Raw genomic sequence first — 14,269 nt, forward strand, 5'->3', positions numbered from 1 at the left:
GTGCCTTCTTATTGTGCGCCAGTGTAGCGTCGGGCCTAGCAAAAGTGCTGCCAAATTTCCGTCACATTCCAACACTTGCTGCTGCCGGAACATGGCTGCACGCAAGTTTGTGCCGCGGGCCATTGCGGCTCCGTCTTGACGAGAACACGCGCAAGGTATCCTCATGCCGCCCTGAAAAGGCTGGCCCCACTGGAGTCGCAGCGGGAGGTCGAGCGGCAGGGAGCGAAGCGAATGAAAGACGATGATGGCTCGATCCGGCTCGATCAGGTCGATCTGCGTATCCTGGCACGCCTGCAGTCCGATGCCCGGGCCACCAACCAGGAACTTGCCGACGCCGTGGGCCTGTCGCCCAGCCCCTGCCTGCAGCGCGTCAAACGTCTCGAGAAGGCCGGCGTGATTTCGAGCTATCATGCCAGTATCGACATCGCCAAGGTCTGCCGACATGTCGACGTCATCGCCGCGGTGACCTTGAACAGCCACGGTCTCGACGATTTCCTCACTTTCGAGAAGATGGTGATGGGCATGCGCTATGTGGTGGAGTGCACCAAGGTGAGCGGCCCGATCGACTATCTGGTGCGCTTCGTCTGCCCCGATATCGGTTCCTACCAGATGCTGTCCGACGAGTTGCTGAAGCTCGGCCCCAAGATCGGCAATCTGTCGAGCTATATCGTGTTGAAATCGACCAAGCCTTTCAAAGGCGTGGCCCTCGACGATCTCGTCGCTCCACAACCTCGCTCCATGCTCCGCTTGGATTCCACCGCGAAAACCGCTACCCGGCAAGTGGAGTGAGTCCGTGAGAACTGGAAAAACATGTCAGGCATTCACCCCGAGGTGAACGACACATCGGCCCCGCCTCCACGGCGGGACAATTCCCGCTTCCTGATTGCCGGTATCCAGATGCCCGTGCCGGTCACCGGCCAGAACATCGCGGCGATGGCGGCGCAGTTGGAAAAAGCGGTCGCGCTCTATCCCGGCGTCGACATGGTGGTGTTCAGCGAACTGGCCGCGCACGGCCCGCTGCACGCCTGCGCTTCCCCCGATCCCTCGGCCGACGAGGCCGTCTTCCAGGCCTTGGCGGCCAAGCATCGCATCTGGATCATTCCGGGCAGCGTCTTCGTCGAGCGCGACGGCAAGACCTACAACCACGCCGTGGTGATCAATCCCGCCGGCGAAATCGTCGGACGCTACGACAAGATGTTCCCCTTCATGCCGTTCGAGGCGGGCGTCACGGGGGGCAGCGAGTTCCTGATCTTCGACGTGCCGGAGGTCGGTCGTTTCGGCCTGTCGATCTGCTACGACATCTGGTTCCCGGAAACCACCCGCACCCTGACCTCGGCGGGCGTCGAGGTGCTGATCCACCCGGTGCTCACAGGCACCACCGATCGCCAGGCCGAGCTTGCCATCGTCCAGGCCACTGCGGTGATGTTCTCCTGCTATGTTTTCGACGTGAACGGCCTGGACGGCGGCGGCGTCGGCCGTTCGCTCGTCGTCGATCCGACCGGCGTGGTGCTGCATCAATGCGGCCAGGCCACCGAGATCTTCCCGATCAACATCGATCTCGGCCTGGTCAGGCAGGTCCGTACCGAAGGAGCAAACGGCCTCGGACAGGTCCTGAAATCGTTCCGCGACAAGAATGTCGTGCTGTCTACCTATGCCGATAATGGCGGCTCGGCCTATCTCGACAGCCTTGGTCCGCTGGTTCCGATGCGCAAGCGCGACTGGTCCTGACCGCGGCCGACGGTCGAGGCTGGCATCCGCCGGGCAGCAGGCACGGCACGCTCCAAGAGCCGCGCTCCCCGCCCTCGTTCAGAGCATCTCGAGAGCCTGTTTGCGACGTGGCGGCTGGAAGGCGGCGTCGAGGCCGGCACGATCGGCATCGGTGAGCCTGATCGCCAGCGAGCCCAGATTCTCCTTCACGCGTTCGGGATGGCGGCTCTTGGGAATGGCGACGATGCCGGGCTTGTCGAGGACCCAGGCGAGCGCAATCTGCGCCGGCGTCGCCCGATGGTCCCGCGCCATCGCGTCCAGCACCCGGTTCCTGGCCAGCGCCCCCTGTTCGATGGGGGAATAGGCCATGATCGGCATGGAATGTTCGCGACAATGGCCGACCAGATCGTATTCGATCCCGCGGCGCGTCAGATTATAGAGCACCTGGTTGGTCTGGCAGTCGGGACTGATCGCCTCGACCTCCTCCATGTCGTCCACGTCGAAATTGGAAACGCCCCAGCGCAGGATCTTGCCGGCCCGTTTTAATTCGTCGAAGGCCGCAATCGTCTCTTCGAGCGGTACCGAGCTTCGCCAATGCAGGAGATAGAGATCGAGGCGATTGGTGCCCAACCGCTTGAGGCTTTCTTCGCAGGAGCGCATTGCCTGACGGCGGCCGGCATTCGAAGGCAGCACCTTGGATACGAGATAGACCTGATCGCGCCGCCCCGAGATCGCCTGCTCGACCACCTGTTCGGCACCGCCGCTACCATACATCTCGGCCGTATCGATCAAGCGGATGCCAAGATCGAGTCCGGTACGCAAGGCGGCGACCTCTGCTCCGGCCTCCTGCCTCGCCTCCCCCATGCCCCAGGTGCCGAGCCCGAATACGGGCATGGACGAGCCGTCAGGCAGCGTGGTGGTGGAAATCGTCGTCATGGCCTACCCCTCGAATCGGCGTTAGGGAAAGCAAAGCCCGCACGCTGTAACAATCCTATCGCCCGTCTCGCCCAAGTTCGACCCTTGCCCGCAGATCACAGGCTGCCAACGACCTGGAGACAGGAAATCGAGGCGAAACGTGGTGGTTACCCTGCAATACGCGACAAATTCCGGCTCTCGCCTTGTTTTCCCCCTACCTCTTTGCGGTAGATGAGGAGGAAAAAAGGTCTAAGGAAAGGCCATGTCGGCAACCGGAGCCGACGGGTGCCGGCAGCATCCAGGCCGCTCAATGCCTCTCCTTACGTCATCCGAGAGTGTATGAGCGGCATGACAGGCGCCGCCTTTATCCGCATGGCGGAATGCATTGCTACTTTCGGCCGAGGCGGAAACCGTTTTTGCCGCACCACCCCAAAAATACCCCGCAAATTTGCCGGTCTGCATTTTGAGATCGATTTCATTAAGTTGTCTGGGAACAAACTGTCTTCCATTCGAACGACCCCAGTGAGTCAGGCATCCATGAAAGAGCCGAAAGACCCGGCCATCGCAGCGGCACTCGAATATGAGTTCGCGACGCATGACGCGATAGCCAATCTCAGGGACCGCAGATCCCCGGCGAAGGTCCAGGCCTGCCTTCGCTGGGCCGACGCCCTGCTGCAACTTGAAGCCCTGCCCGATTCCGATCATCGCCGCGCCGGCGATTTCCTGGCCATGCGCGGCAAGATTCCGATCGAGGCTCGCCGGATCATCACCGATGCCATGGTGCGGCTGGATGCAGCCGCCATGGCCGCCGAGTGCCGCTTCGCCAAGACCCAGACGAAGCACTGATCGCAGTGTTGCAGATCCGTCTCTGAACGCACCGCGTGCGCCTCGCCCGCGGTGTTGTCATGTTTGATGATCCGTGACTGTGCTGCAGGACAGGCAGCAGAGATCGGAATGCCGGGAGGGCCGAGCGGGCCTAGACTTATCGTGAGCCAATCATGATGACGAAAGGACGAGCCATGCCCGGCCAGCCGCGCCCCCAACCTGTTTCCTTGCCTGTTCCTGCCTCTTCCGGCGCGGACCGGATCGCTGCCTATCCCTGGCAAGGGCTGACGCAGGAACTCGATGAACATGGCTGTGCCGTATTGGAGGGCCTGCTCTCGCCGGACGAATGCCGGGGCATTGCCGATCTCTACGGCCAGGAACGGCATTTCCGCAGTCATATCCATATGGCGAGACACGGCTTCGGCCGCGGTGAATATCGCTACTTCGCCTATCCCCTGCCAGCGCTGATCGGCGATCTCAGAACGGCGCTCTATCCCCGCCTTGCCGCCACTGCCAATGCCTGGAACCAGCGCATGGGAATCGAGGCGGCTTATCCGGCCAACCATGTCGATTTTCTAAAGGCATGCCACGCAGCCGGCCAGAACCGGCCAACCCCGTTGCTGCTGCAATATGGGCCGGGAGATTTCAACTGTCTCCACCAGGATCTCTATGGCGACCTGGCCTTTCCGATCCAGGTGGCCATTCTCCTCTCGCAGCCTGGCCGCGATTTCGCCGGCGGCGAGTTCGTCCTTACCGAACAGCGGCCCCGCATGCAGAGCCGCGTGGAGGTCGTGCCCCTGCGCCAGGGCGATGCCGTCGCCTTCGCCGTGCACAACCGGCCGGTCCAGGGCAGCAGAGGATCCTATCGCGTCAATCTGCGCCACGGCGTCAGCCGGGTCCGCTCGGGACAGAGGCACACATTGGGTCTCATCTTCCACGACGCCCGATAGGGCACCAAAGGAAAGGCGGACTGCTACGCCTTCCGGCAGACCGCCGTCAGGGCTGTGCCGAAGCAGAAGAGCGCGGCACGATTTCCTGGCCGTTGGGTGATGCCCCGACTCGATCCACTCTCACGACATCGCCGGGATAGACCGGGTCGGCTTCCGCCGCCTCGATGGTCTGCGTCTTGTCACCGACCCGCCGGATAATGGCAAAGGTGAGCTTGCTGTTGATATTGCCGATCTGGGAGACGACCGCCTGCGGCGCCTGCACTTCGGCGTTGTAGATGAGGCCCTGCGTCGTGGTCGTCTTCTCGGCATTCATGGAGATCTTGCCCCGGACATCCGAGATCTCGGTCAGAATGTCGTTGCGGCGCTTGTTGTGCAGGTCAACGATATCGCGTTCCGCCTTGGAGACATCCTGTTGGGCACGCAAGCTCAGCAGATCGATATCCAGGCGGTTGCTTTCGAACTGCGAGACGTTCTGGTCAAGCGCCAACTTGCGCGAGGCGACGGCTAGCCCCTTGGATACCAGGCTGTTGACATTGTCCAATTCCTGCTTGGCCAATTCGAGCTGGCGCTGCAGGGATTGGCTCTTGGCCTTGAGGGATTCGATTTCCGAGCCAAGCAGCTTCTTGGTCTGGTTGATCGCATCCTCCTGCGAGCGCAATGCCTGCTTGCGCGCTTCGAACAGGAGTTGCTCCTCCTTCATCATCTGAGCGATCTGCGGCGTGTCAGCCTGGCTCATCAGCTCCTTGGGGAAGGTAATGGTGTCGTTGCCCTGCAACTCGGCGTCGAGGCGTGCCTCGCGCGCCAACAGCCCCAGCCGTTCCACCCCCAGGGTCCGCAGATCGCCGCGATTGACCAGGCTCTCGCGCTGGAAGCTGAGAAGCCCGAAATCGGACACCCTCAGCACGCCGCCCGCTGTACTGACGGCCTGGAGCACGGTAAGGCCGGGCTTGTAGGGATACTGGCCGGGCGTGGTCACCATGCCCAATATATAGAAAGGCCGGTAGGTCGACACTTCCACCGAGGCATCGGGCCGATTGGAAAGGCCGATGCTGGCCTGCAGCTTCTCGCCGATCAGGACCGACAGGTCGCCCGTGCTCCTGCCTGCCGCCGGCACCTCGCCAATGAGCGGCAGGGATACGTTGCCGGATGCACCCACCACGAATTCGCCGGTCAGCGCACCCCATTCATGCACCTCGCTCGAGGAAGCACGCCAGTCATAGACCCTGATCTTGAGCTTGTCCTCCGGACCGAGCAGGTAGGGCTCGGCCAGCGCCGTCGTCGCAACACCCATCGTGGCAACAACCGCGGTCAGCAAGCCTGTCATCAAGCGACGAAGGCCTGCGCGCCGTGGTTTGCGGGAAAATGGGGCCCTGTGAAATGCTTCGAAACTCATGAGGCTCAATACCGTCCTTCAATGAACGGGCCTTGCGTGAAGGCCGGATCCGGTCTGCTTGAAATAACGTAGCGCTGCCGCTTCATCGACTATGCCTGAGCGCTCTTTTCATGCACGCGCCGTTCGACATAGGCACGCATTTTCTCGGTGAAGACTTCCTTGCCGAAGCCCGCCGCATGGGCCGAGATGGCCGACGGGTCGATCTCCATCTTCTCCAGACGCTCGATAGCATCGATGATGGCTTCCACGCTCTGGGTCTGGAAGAACACCCCGGTCCTGTCAGCGACCACGGTTTCCGTTGCCCCTCCCCGCCCATAGGCGATCACGGGACGTCCGCTGGCCATCGCTTCCACCGGTACGATGCCGAAATCCTCCTCTCCAGGGAACACCAAAGCGCGGCAGCGGGCATAATTGTGCTGCAACACGCTGAAAGGTTGCGGTCCCAGGACCGAAACGGTCGGCCCAGCCATGGCTTTGACTTTGGCGAACATCTCTCCGCCGCCAATGATGACGAGTTTCTTGCCGGTTCGGTTGAAGGCCTCCACCGCCAGATCTGGCCGCTTGTAGCGGACCAGCTCTCCCACCATCAGATAGTAATCCTCGAGTTCGGACGCCTCTACAGGACGAAATGCTGTTGTATCGACGGGCGGGAATATGACATCTGAATCGCGTCGATAATAAGACTGGACGCGTCGGGCCACCGTCTTTGAGTTCGACACGAAATGATCGACGCGTGACGCAGAGGCCGCATCCCAATTGCGAATATAATGCGCAATCGGGGGCATCATCATGCGAGTCACGAAGCCGCTACGCTCCCGATAATCATGGAACATGTTCCAGATGTAGCGCATCGGCGAGTGGCAATAGCAGATATGGGTCGCATCCGCGGGTGGCACGATTCCCTTGGCCGGTCCGGACTCGCTGCTGATCACCAAGTCGTAACCGCGAAGGTCGAGGTTCTCGAGGGCCATCGGCATCAAGGGCAAATAGGACTTGTAGAAACGATGGGCGGCGGGCAGCCGGTCGATAAAGGAGGTCGACACCTTATGCCGGCGGATCACCGGGGACACGGCGTCGGCTCGATAGACATGGGTAAAGATGTCGGCCTGCGGAAAAAGCTCGCAGAGCGCCTCGATAACCTTTTCGCCGCCACGCATGCCGACGAACCAGTAATGTACGATTGCAACTCGCATTGCACCAATTCTTCCTGCGGGCCCCAAGTCGATCGCCCAATTCAAAGCACACATACAGTTTTCGCCACCCGCGCCGAAGCATTCGGGCGTACGACGAAGGGGGTAATTCGCCCCATCCCACCAATGCACGAAACGCCGGCAAACTGCGACGGGATGACCGCAAGCCTCGCAGATTAGCAGGTGCCGGCTGGCCACGATGTGCGTTCTAGCACACATCCCCCCAGGGTGGGGTATTCGGCCATTTTTGGCCTGAAACCCGCCAAATTCCTAGTGAGTCCCGCCAGGATTCCGCTTTCGGTACTATCCCTTCCCTCCCTTTGAAGACGCACCACGGGCTAATTGGCAGCCTCCCGGCGATGCCGAAAGCATGGCGTTCCTATTCGAGAGTCTAGGTTAGAGTATCGATGCCCCCCTCCGGGATAGGGGAAAATATGGCGAAGATGCAGAGCATTACCTCATCCAGCCTTCCAAAGAGATAGATCCAACGCCTTTCTATGATGCAGCGCACCCCATCCCTACCTCCTAAACGGTATGCAACCATTCAAATTCTATCCTTTTTGGATAGGGGTATGCCTCCAACTCGACGCAACGGTAGGTACCAACCCCCCCAAATTCCAATAGCTCTAATCCTTGATTTCCAACACAAAATTCAGCAATTCAGGGTCAATAAGTTCATCCAAATCAAAACACGTATCGGCTTGTGTTTACGAACGTCGGCAAAAACTTCTAAACGCCGCACCAAGTCCGAGTTTGTTTTGGCTGCTGCAGCGCAACATGCTGGACGGCAGCTCCACCCGAGATGAATGACATAACGTAATATAGCACTCTGACCGAGGCGAGAGATGGAAAACTTGGCTAGCTCGAACAGTCTTAGCCGTATATCCGGCAAGGACGATGCTTCCTTGTTCAAATCGAATAAGCAAAGAAGCGGCTTGTCCCTAGAATTGGCAAGGGGGAGCAAGCGCGTGCTGGATATCGTCACGGCTTCGGCCGCACTCGTTTTCCTGCTCCCACTTTTCCTGCTGCTGCTGGGCGCGCTGCTCGTCCTTCAGGGCCGACCGATCTTCATCCGGCACAACCGCGTCGGACGTGGCGGCGCGCTCTTCCCCTGCCTGAAGTTCCGCTCGATGGTGACGAACTCGGACGAGGTGCTGCGTGAGCACCTGGCCAGCAACAATGTCGCTCGTGAGGAATGGGAAGAAACTCACAAGCTCAAGAACGACCCGCGCATCACGCCGCTCGGCCAATTCCTGCGCAAGTCCAGCGTCGATGAACTGCCCCAGCTCCTCAACGTGATCCGCGGCGACATGAGCCTCGTCGGGCCCCGGCCGATCGTCCGCGACGAAATGGTGCGCTACGGCGCCCATATCGATGACTATCTCAAGGTGCGGCCCGGTCTCACCGGGTTGTGGCAGGTCAGCGGCCGCAGCGACGTATCCTATCAGCACCGTGTCAGTCTCGATGTCCGCTATGTGCGTGAATGGAGCCTGTGGAGCGATATCGTCATCATCCTGAAGACGATCCCCGCTGTGCTGCGTCCCTCTGGGTCTTATTGAGTTCGGTTCAAGAGTCGGTCGCAGTTCAAGCGATCGAGCAAATGTCAGCCTTGCGCCCGAAGTACCACCGACTTCGGGCGCTCTTTTTTGACCGCGGTGGCTTGTCTCAGCGAACCGCGCGCGCCGGCCCTCAGGTCGCTTGCATCGAAAGGGAATGCCTGCGATGAACGTCGACACATTGCCGCAATCGAGCGCGATTGCCCTGGCTCCTGCCCCACAAGCCCCTTCGTCTACGATGACCGAGCCGCTTTCCTTTGCGATCAATGGGCGCTTCTTCACTCAACCAGTCACCGGCGTGCAGCGCTACGCACGGGAGATCACCGCCCATCTCGATGAGCTTCTGCACGAGCAAGGAGGCCAGGCCAGCCTCTATTTGCCTGATAGCAGCGACGTTCCGGCATATCGCGCCATTCAGACCAGGCGGTCCCAACGCCTGCGCGGGCATCTTTGGGAGCAGATGACGCTGCCCACCCTCGATCGGCGCTTCCTCTTGAATCTGTGTAATCTGGGACCGGTTGCTCGAAGCAGGCAGATCGTCTGCATCCATGATGCCAATGTCGCCAATATGCCGGCGAGCTACAGCCTCGCCTTTCGCGCCGTTTACGGAACGCTCATTCCCCTGCTGGTCCGACGCGCCGCCGCGATCACCACCGTCTCGCATTTCTCGGCGGGAGAGCTTGCCCGCCATTTGCCGATCGCCCGCGAAGACATCGTCGTTCTGCCCAACGGCCATGAACACGTCTTTCGCTGGAATGCGTCCCGCTCCTCGATTCGCGCCAAGCATCGCTTGGAACGGCCTTACGTCTTCATTATCGGCAGCCGCGCCCGCCATAAGAACGTCGCCATGGTGCTCGGTCTCGCCAAGGCCCTGGATGAACGCGGCATCGACATTGTCGTCACCGGGGGCCAATCCAGCATTTTTGCCGCGGAAGAACACGGGACGCCCGCCCCGAACGTGCGCTTCATGGGCTTTGTCGACGATGACGACCTGGCAGCCCTGCTGCAAGGCGCGTTGTGCCTGCTGTTTCCTTCCCTCACCGAAGGCTTCGGCCTGCCGATCATCGAGGCGATGGCACTTGGCTGTCCCGTGATCTCGTCCGATCAGGCCAGCATGCCGGAAGTATGCGGCGATGCGGCGATGCTGGCCCCACCCGACCAGCCTACCCTCTGGCTCCGCCATATCGAGAGCCTGGCTGCATCGGACACATTGCGCGCCACCTTCGCCGAACGAGGGCGCAAGCGCGTCGGAGCCTATTCATGGCGGAAATCGGCCCAAGGCTATCTCGACATCATTCGCGAGAGGCACGCCGGAAATGCATGACGCGTTCTTGGAAGTCATGCCTTCATCGTAACCTGTTTTCAGCCCCTGATTTGAGCTTGGCGCGTCGCGAACCGACATGAGCCAAACCTTCCGCCATTATTGCCAATAGTATTGCGAGCCAAGCATTGCGACTTGCCTTCCCTAACTCTATAAGCCCGATATTCGATCTGAATTCTGCATTGCCTGGGCGGAACAGGCCGCGTGGCAGCGCCTTGTCTCCTGGCTTTCCAATGTCGCCCTGTTCATGGATTTTGTTGAAGGTTCGAGGCCGCTGACATGCTTTATCTCAGGCCGCTGAATGATCAGCCCACGAGTTTCGGCTTGCGCGACATTCTTGTCGAGATCATGCGCTATGCCCGCGGCCTGGTGCTGTGGTTCATCCTCTGCGTCGTCGCCGCGATCATCTATATCGTCAGCACACCGCCGGAATATTATGCGGCCTCCTTCGTAATTCTGGAGCCCAGAAGTTCGTTCTCGAGTTCCCAGGGGGTAGACCCTGGCCTTCTGCAGACCAATCTCGATAATTCGCAGATCGAGAGTCAGATTCAGATCGTGAAGTCGGAGCGGGTTCTGCGTTTGGTGTTCCAGACGCTGAATCTGCAGAACGATCCCGAATTCGTTGGCCCGCTGCCCTCGCAGAATGTGACGCCGGACCTGGTCAAACGCCATGACGCAGCCGCTTTCACCACCTTCAGCGACCGCGTCTCGGTACGCCGAATCGGGCAATCCCTGGTGCTGGAGATCGGCTATCGCTCGAAATCCGCTACCAAGGCCGCCTCGATTGCCAACTCGGTCACCGCCGCCTTCATCCGCGACCAGATCGATGCCAGATCGCTGTCCATGCAGCGCAACAACGAATGGCTGCAAGGGCGTATCGACGAAATCAAGGGGCAGCAGTTGGCCATTGAGGACGCGGTACGCAGGGGTGTCCTGCCTGACCGCCAGTTCTCCGCCTCCGACGCCCGCATCATCAGTTCCGCGACGGAGCCGCTTTCGAAAAGCTATCCGCAAACGAAACTGATTCTGCTGCTGGCTGCTTCCTTCTCCCTGCTGACTGGCCTTGGTGCGGTCAGTATTTTTCACACGCTCAACCGCACGCTGCGCGCCAAGCGGCATGTGCAGCGTGAGCTCGGTCTCAATTGCATCGGCATCATCCCCTTTGCGACCGACGAGCGCGGCTCCGGCCTGCCACACAACCTCGCCGATCTCCGCCGGGATCTGGTCAAGCTGCCGAAAACGCTGATGGAAGCGATCAAATCGCTACGGCTGTTCAAGCGGCGCCAAGCCAAGTCGGGCGAGAGCTACTTCGCCTACAGCACCTCTCAAGCGGGCATGCTCTCGCCCTTCGCCGAAAGCCTGAGGGCCGTGCGTACGGCAATCATGGGCAAGGAACAGAATTCCGGCGCGCGCGTCATCGGCATCGCATCGTGCCTGCCCCATGAAGGCAAGTCCACCATCGCCGCCAATCTGGCCCATCTGTTTGCCGCGAGCGGCCACCACACCATGTTGATCGACTGCGACCTGCGCGACGACGCGCTAAGCCGTCACTACGCCCCGGACGCCCGTTACGGCCTGAGCGAGGTCCTGCAACAGCGCGGCAAGCAGATCACCGCTTCCGCGATCAATCTGGCTCCTCGTCTCGATTTCATTCCTGCGAACAGGGCTGGGAGTTCGGCCGATATCGATCTCTTCATCGGCTCGTCCACCATGCAAGAACAATTCAACGCGCTGAACGCCTATGATTGCGTCATCGTCGATCTGCCAGCGATGAGCCTGTCCTCCGATGTCAAGGCGGTGGCACCACTCCTCGATACGATGATCTTTGTCATCGAAGCAGGCCGAACCACCAGTGACGATGTGACCGAGGCGCTCGATACCTTGCAGCAAGCCAATGGCAAGGTCTTGGGTGCCGTGCTCAACAAAGTACCCCGGCGTGACTGGCCGGTACTTCTGCGCCGCCCTCGCCACTAAGCCGGCACGCATCGCTTATCGGCGCCGCCCCCTTCAATATAGCACCTTCCGCAGAGCATGGCCGCGTGCCTCGGTGCCTCCCTCGATTCGGGCCGAATACCCCCTTGGAGGGAATCTGTGCCCGGTCCGACGAGGTCGGTGAAGACTGTAGCCGACCTCCGGGCAAAGCCCGCGGATGCCGTCGGTAGTGCCGTTTGGCCACGTAACGAGGCCAATTGGCATTCTGTCTACCCAACGTTCTCTCTCGTCCAATTTAGGGTACCGCCTTTGAGTTAGATAGTACCTAAATCGGTTCCGGCTTCCGCTTGCTTCCTATCAACATTGCTAGATTGAATTAGAGCAGGCCTTGCAACATTCTGCAGGGGCTCATGATGGCATTGCAGTGCTCTAGACCAAGGAAATACCAGACTGAATCGTCGAGGTGGCGGCAATTCACAAGTCTTTCCTTCGCGGAACATCCTACTCTTGCCAGGCATGACCAACGGACATCGGTCGAATTCATGATCCAGGGGACAGATTGTTCATTCTGTCACGCGCAAGAGTAGCTGTTTGTCTCTTGACCAGAATTCAGTCTTACCTTGTCCGTTTAACGTTATGTGAAGTGTTTGAATTGAATCCTGCAGATATATCCTCCTCGATGCCCTTGAGGCAGCTTGGTCAATCATATGGCACCACCATGGTAGTAAACAGTCCATCAGGACAAATCGCCCTCGTCAATCCCAGGACATTACAGAGAGACTGCATCGGCCGTGTCCTGGAAGTAGAGTTTCCTGATCGAAAAATCTTGCCATTCGCTCGACTGGAGGAATGGAATGCTGCTGCCGATGTGCATGAGGATGTTTCGCTCGTCATCATCTGTGAAGGCGAGGATCCGAGTGATTTGACCTCTCTGGCCGCGGCGGCCGCACATACCCCCTCCGCAGCGGTCATCATCCTGTCGGACTCCGAGGATCCAGCCAGCATTTTCAGAGCTCTCGACCTCGGCGTGAAAGGCTATATTCCCAGCACACTCGGCGCCGAGGTGGCAATCGAGGCGACGCGGCTCGTCATTGCCGGGGGTGTCTTTGTGCCTGCTGCCAGTTTGATCCGGGCCACGGCCGAGCCTTCCCTTGGCCGCCAGGAGCAGACTGACCGACACTATCCGCGCATTTCTCCCCGACAATTGTCGATCATCGCGGCCGTCAGCCGCGGCAAGTCCAATGCCGCCATTGCGACGGAACTCAACCTGCGCGAGAGCACGGTGAAGGTCCATATTCGCAACATCATGAAGAAACTGAAGGTGAAAAGCCGGACGGCAATTGCCCATAAGTCCCGCGACATCCTGCGCGCCGAGGGCTATGAGCTTCATAGCGCCTCGGATATGCAGCGCCTCACATTGGATATCGCCAGGACCTCCTGACAAGAAGGTACTTGCCCCCTTTCATTCCCGGCTGTCTTACAGGTGGCTTCGTTCGCCGAGCCCGGCGATCACGCCGGCTTTACCGGCGGCTTGCCGGCTCCGTTCTGCCCGACAGGAAGGAACAGTCCCTCCTTTTGCCCCTGCCAAACCAGCACCCGGTTTCGTCCCTGCTGCTTGGCCCGGTACAGCAATTTATCGGCCCAGCCCAGCAAGGCAGAAGGCTTATCCGTCTGCGATATGAAAGCCACCACCCCGCCGCAGCTGATGGTCACCGCCTCGGCGGTGCGTGAACGGGCGTGCGGTAGATTAAGGTCGAGCACGGCCAACCTCAATCTCTCCAGCAGCGGCTCCAGCTCGTACAGGCCCGGCAACAGCAGGACGAATTCCTCGCCGCCATAACGAGCTGAAACATCGTAGGGGCGCCCGGCCCCAAGTGTGAGGGCCTGGGCGACTTGCCGCAGGGCCTCGTCGCCAGCGCCATGACCGTAATGGTCGTTGTATTCCTTGAAGTGGTCGACATCGATCATGGCGACGCTAAGCGGATCGCCGGAGCGAATGGCATGCCGCCAGGCCAGCTCGAATGCCTTGTCGAAATAGCGCCGGTTCGCGATTCCTGTCAGGCCATCCCTTTCGGACAGGCGCTCCAGCTCATTGCGTTGCGCCACCAATTTGAGATGGTTGCGCACGCGCGCCCTCACGATCGCGGGGCTGATCGGCTTGAAGACATAGTCGGCAGCACCCAGCGACAGCCCACGCTCCTCGTCCTGTTCATCCGTGAGAGAGGTGATGAAGATCACGGCGATATTGGCAGTCTGGGGGTCGGAGCGCAGCCGACGCAGCACTTCGTAGCCGTCCATGCCCGGCATCGAGACATCGAGCAGAATTAAGTCGATGCTTCTTTCATCCCGTGCACGCTGGAGGGCAGTTTCCCCATCCTTCGCCAGGAGAATCCTGCATTCTCGTTGCAGCAGCTCAGCCAGCACGCTCCGATTGATCCGGTCATCGTCGACGATCAGCACCGTCTGCAGAAGAGCATCAC

General features: G+C 60.1%; 12 protein-coding genes. 8 read left to right on the top strand and 4 right to left on the bottom strand.

All coding sequences use genetic code 11. From position 1 onward, the window contains the following. Positions 1–231: 231 nt before the first annotated feature. Entirely contained in the window at positions 232–789 is a 558-nt protein-coding gene (locus tag AB4037_RS18735) for an Lrp/AsnC family transcriptional regulator (RefSeq protein ID WP_434955999.1), read from the top strand. A 21-nt stretch (positions 790–810) separates the two neighbouring features. After that, positions 811–1,728: a carbon-nitrogen hydrolase family protein gene (locus tag AB4037_RS18740; RefSeq protein ID WP_441772530.1), complete on the top strand. Its 918-nt coding sequence runs from the start codon at positions 811–813 to the stop codon at positions 1,726–1,728. Between the two features lie 78 nt (positions 1,729–1,806). On the opposite strand, the gene AB4037_RS18745 is transcribed toward AB4037_RS18740, so the two are convergent. Beyond that, positions 1,807–2,643 (bottom strand): aldo/keto reductase, encoded by an 837-nt coding sequence (locus AB4037_RS18745; protein ID WP_441772531.1) that lies wholly within the window; start codon positions 2,641–2,643, stop codon positions 1,807–1,809. 318 nt (positions 2,644–2,961) lie between these two features. Between AB4037_RS18745 and AB4037_RS18750 the strand changes: the two genes are divergently transcribed. Next, positions 2,962–3,468, top strand: a complete 507-nt coding sequence (locus AB4037_RS18750) for a hypothetical protein (protein ID WP_441772532.1) — start codon at positions 2,962–2,964, stop codon at positions 3,466–3,468. A 173-nt stretch (positions 3,469–3,641) separates the two neighbouring features. Then, a complete protein-coding gene (locus AB4037_RS18755) occupies positions 3,642–4,397 on the top strand; it encodes a 2OG-Fe(II) oxygenase (protein ID WP_441772646.1) in 756 nt (251 codons plus the stop codon). Between the two features lie 46 nt (positions 4,398–4,443). Here AB4037_RS18755 and AB4037_RS18760 read toward each other — a convergent pair whose 3' ends face one another. Together AB4037_RS18760 and AB4037_RS18765 are read right to left on the bottom strand one after the other, a co-directional pair. Beyond that, the gene (locus tag AB4037_RS18760; protein WP_434955994.1) at positions 4,444–5,712 is read right to left on the bottom strand and encodes a polysaccharide biosynthesis/export family protein; all 1,269 of its coding nucleotides are present in this window, start codon (positions 5,710–5,712) and stop codon (positions 4,444–4,446) included. Between the two features lie 167 nt (positions 5,713–5,879). Further along, entirely contained in the window at positions 5,880–6,983 is a 1,104-nt protein-coding gene (locus AB4037_RS18765) for a glycosyltransferase (protein ID WP_434959624.1), read from the bottom strand. An 842-nt stretch (positions 6,984–7,825) separates the two neighbouring features. Between AB4037_RS18765 and AB4037_RS18770 the strand changes: the two genes are divergently transcribed. The 4 genes from AB4037_RS18770 (at position 7,826) to AB4037_RS18785 (ending at position 13,230) form a co-directional block, all read left to right on the top strand. Beyond that, positions 7,826–8,539: a sugar transferase gene (locus AB4037_RS18770; protein ID WP_434955993.1), complete on the top strand. Its 714-nt coding sequence runs from the start codon at positions 7,826–7,828 to the stop codon at positions 8,537–8,539. 163 nt (positions 8,540–8,702) lie between these two features. Next, entirely contained in the window at positions 8,703–9,860 is a 1,158-nt protein-coding gene (locus AB4037_RS18775; protein ID WP_441772533.1) for a glycosyltransferase family 4 protein, read from the top strand. A gap of 276 nt (positions 9,861–10,136) precedes the next feature. Beyond that, on the top strand, positions 10,137–11,831 hold the full coding sequence (locus tag AB4037_RS18780) for a nucleotide-binding protein (RefSeq protein WP_441772534.1): 1,695 nt from the start codon (positions 10,137–10,139) through the stop codon (positions 11,829–11,831). 610 nt (positions 11,832–12,441) lie between these two features. After that, complete coding sequence (locus AB4037_RS18785) at positions 12,442–13,230, top strand: LuxR C-terminal-related transcriptional regulator (protein WP_441772535.1); 789 nt, start codon at positions 12,442–12,444, stop codon at positions 13,228–13,230. Between the two features lie 68 nt (positions 13,231–13,298). Here AB4037_RS18785 and AB4037_RS18790 read toward each other — a convergent pair whose 3' ends face one another. Beyond that, a complete protein-coding gene (locus tag AB4037_RS18790) occupies positions 13,299–14,249 on the bottom strand; it encodes a diguanylate cyclase domain-containing protein (protein WP_441772536.1) in 951 nt (316 codons plus the stop codon). Positions 14,250–14,269: the final 20 nt, after the last annotated feature.

This window comes from Labrys sp. KB_33_2, assembly GCF_052114505.1.
In the GTDB taxonomy this organism is placed as follows: domain Bacteria; phylum Pseudomonadota; class Alphaproteobacteria; order Rhizobiales; family Labraceae; genus Labrys.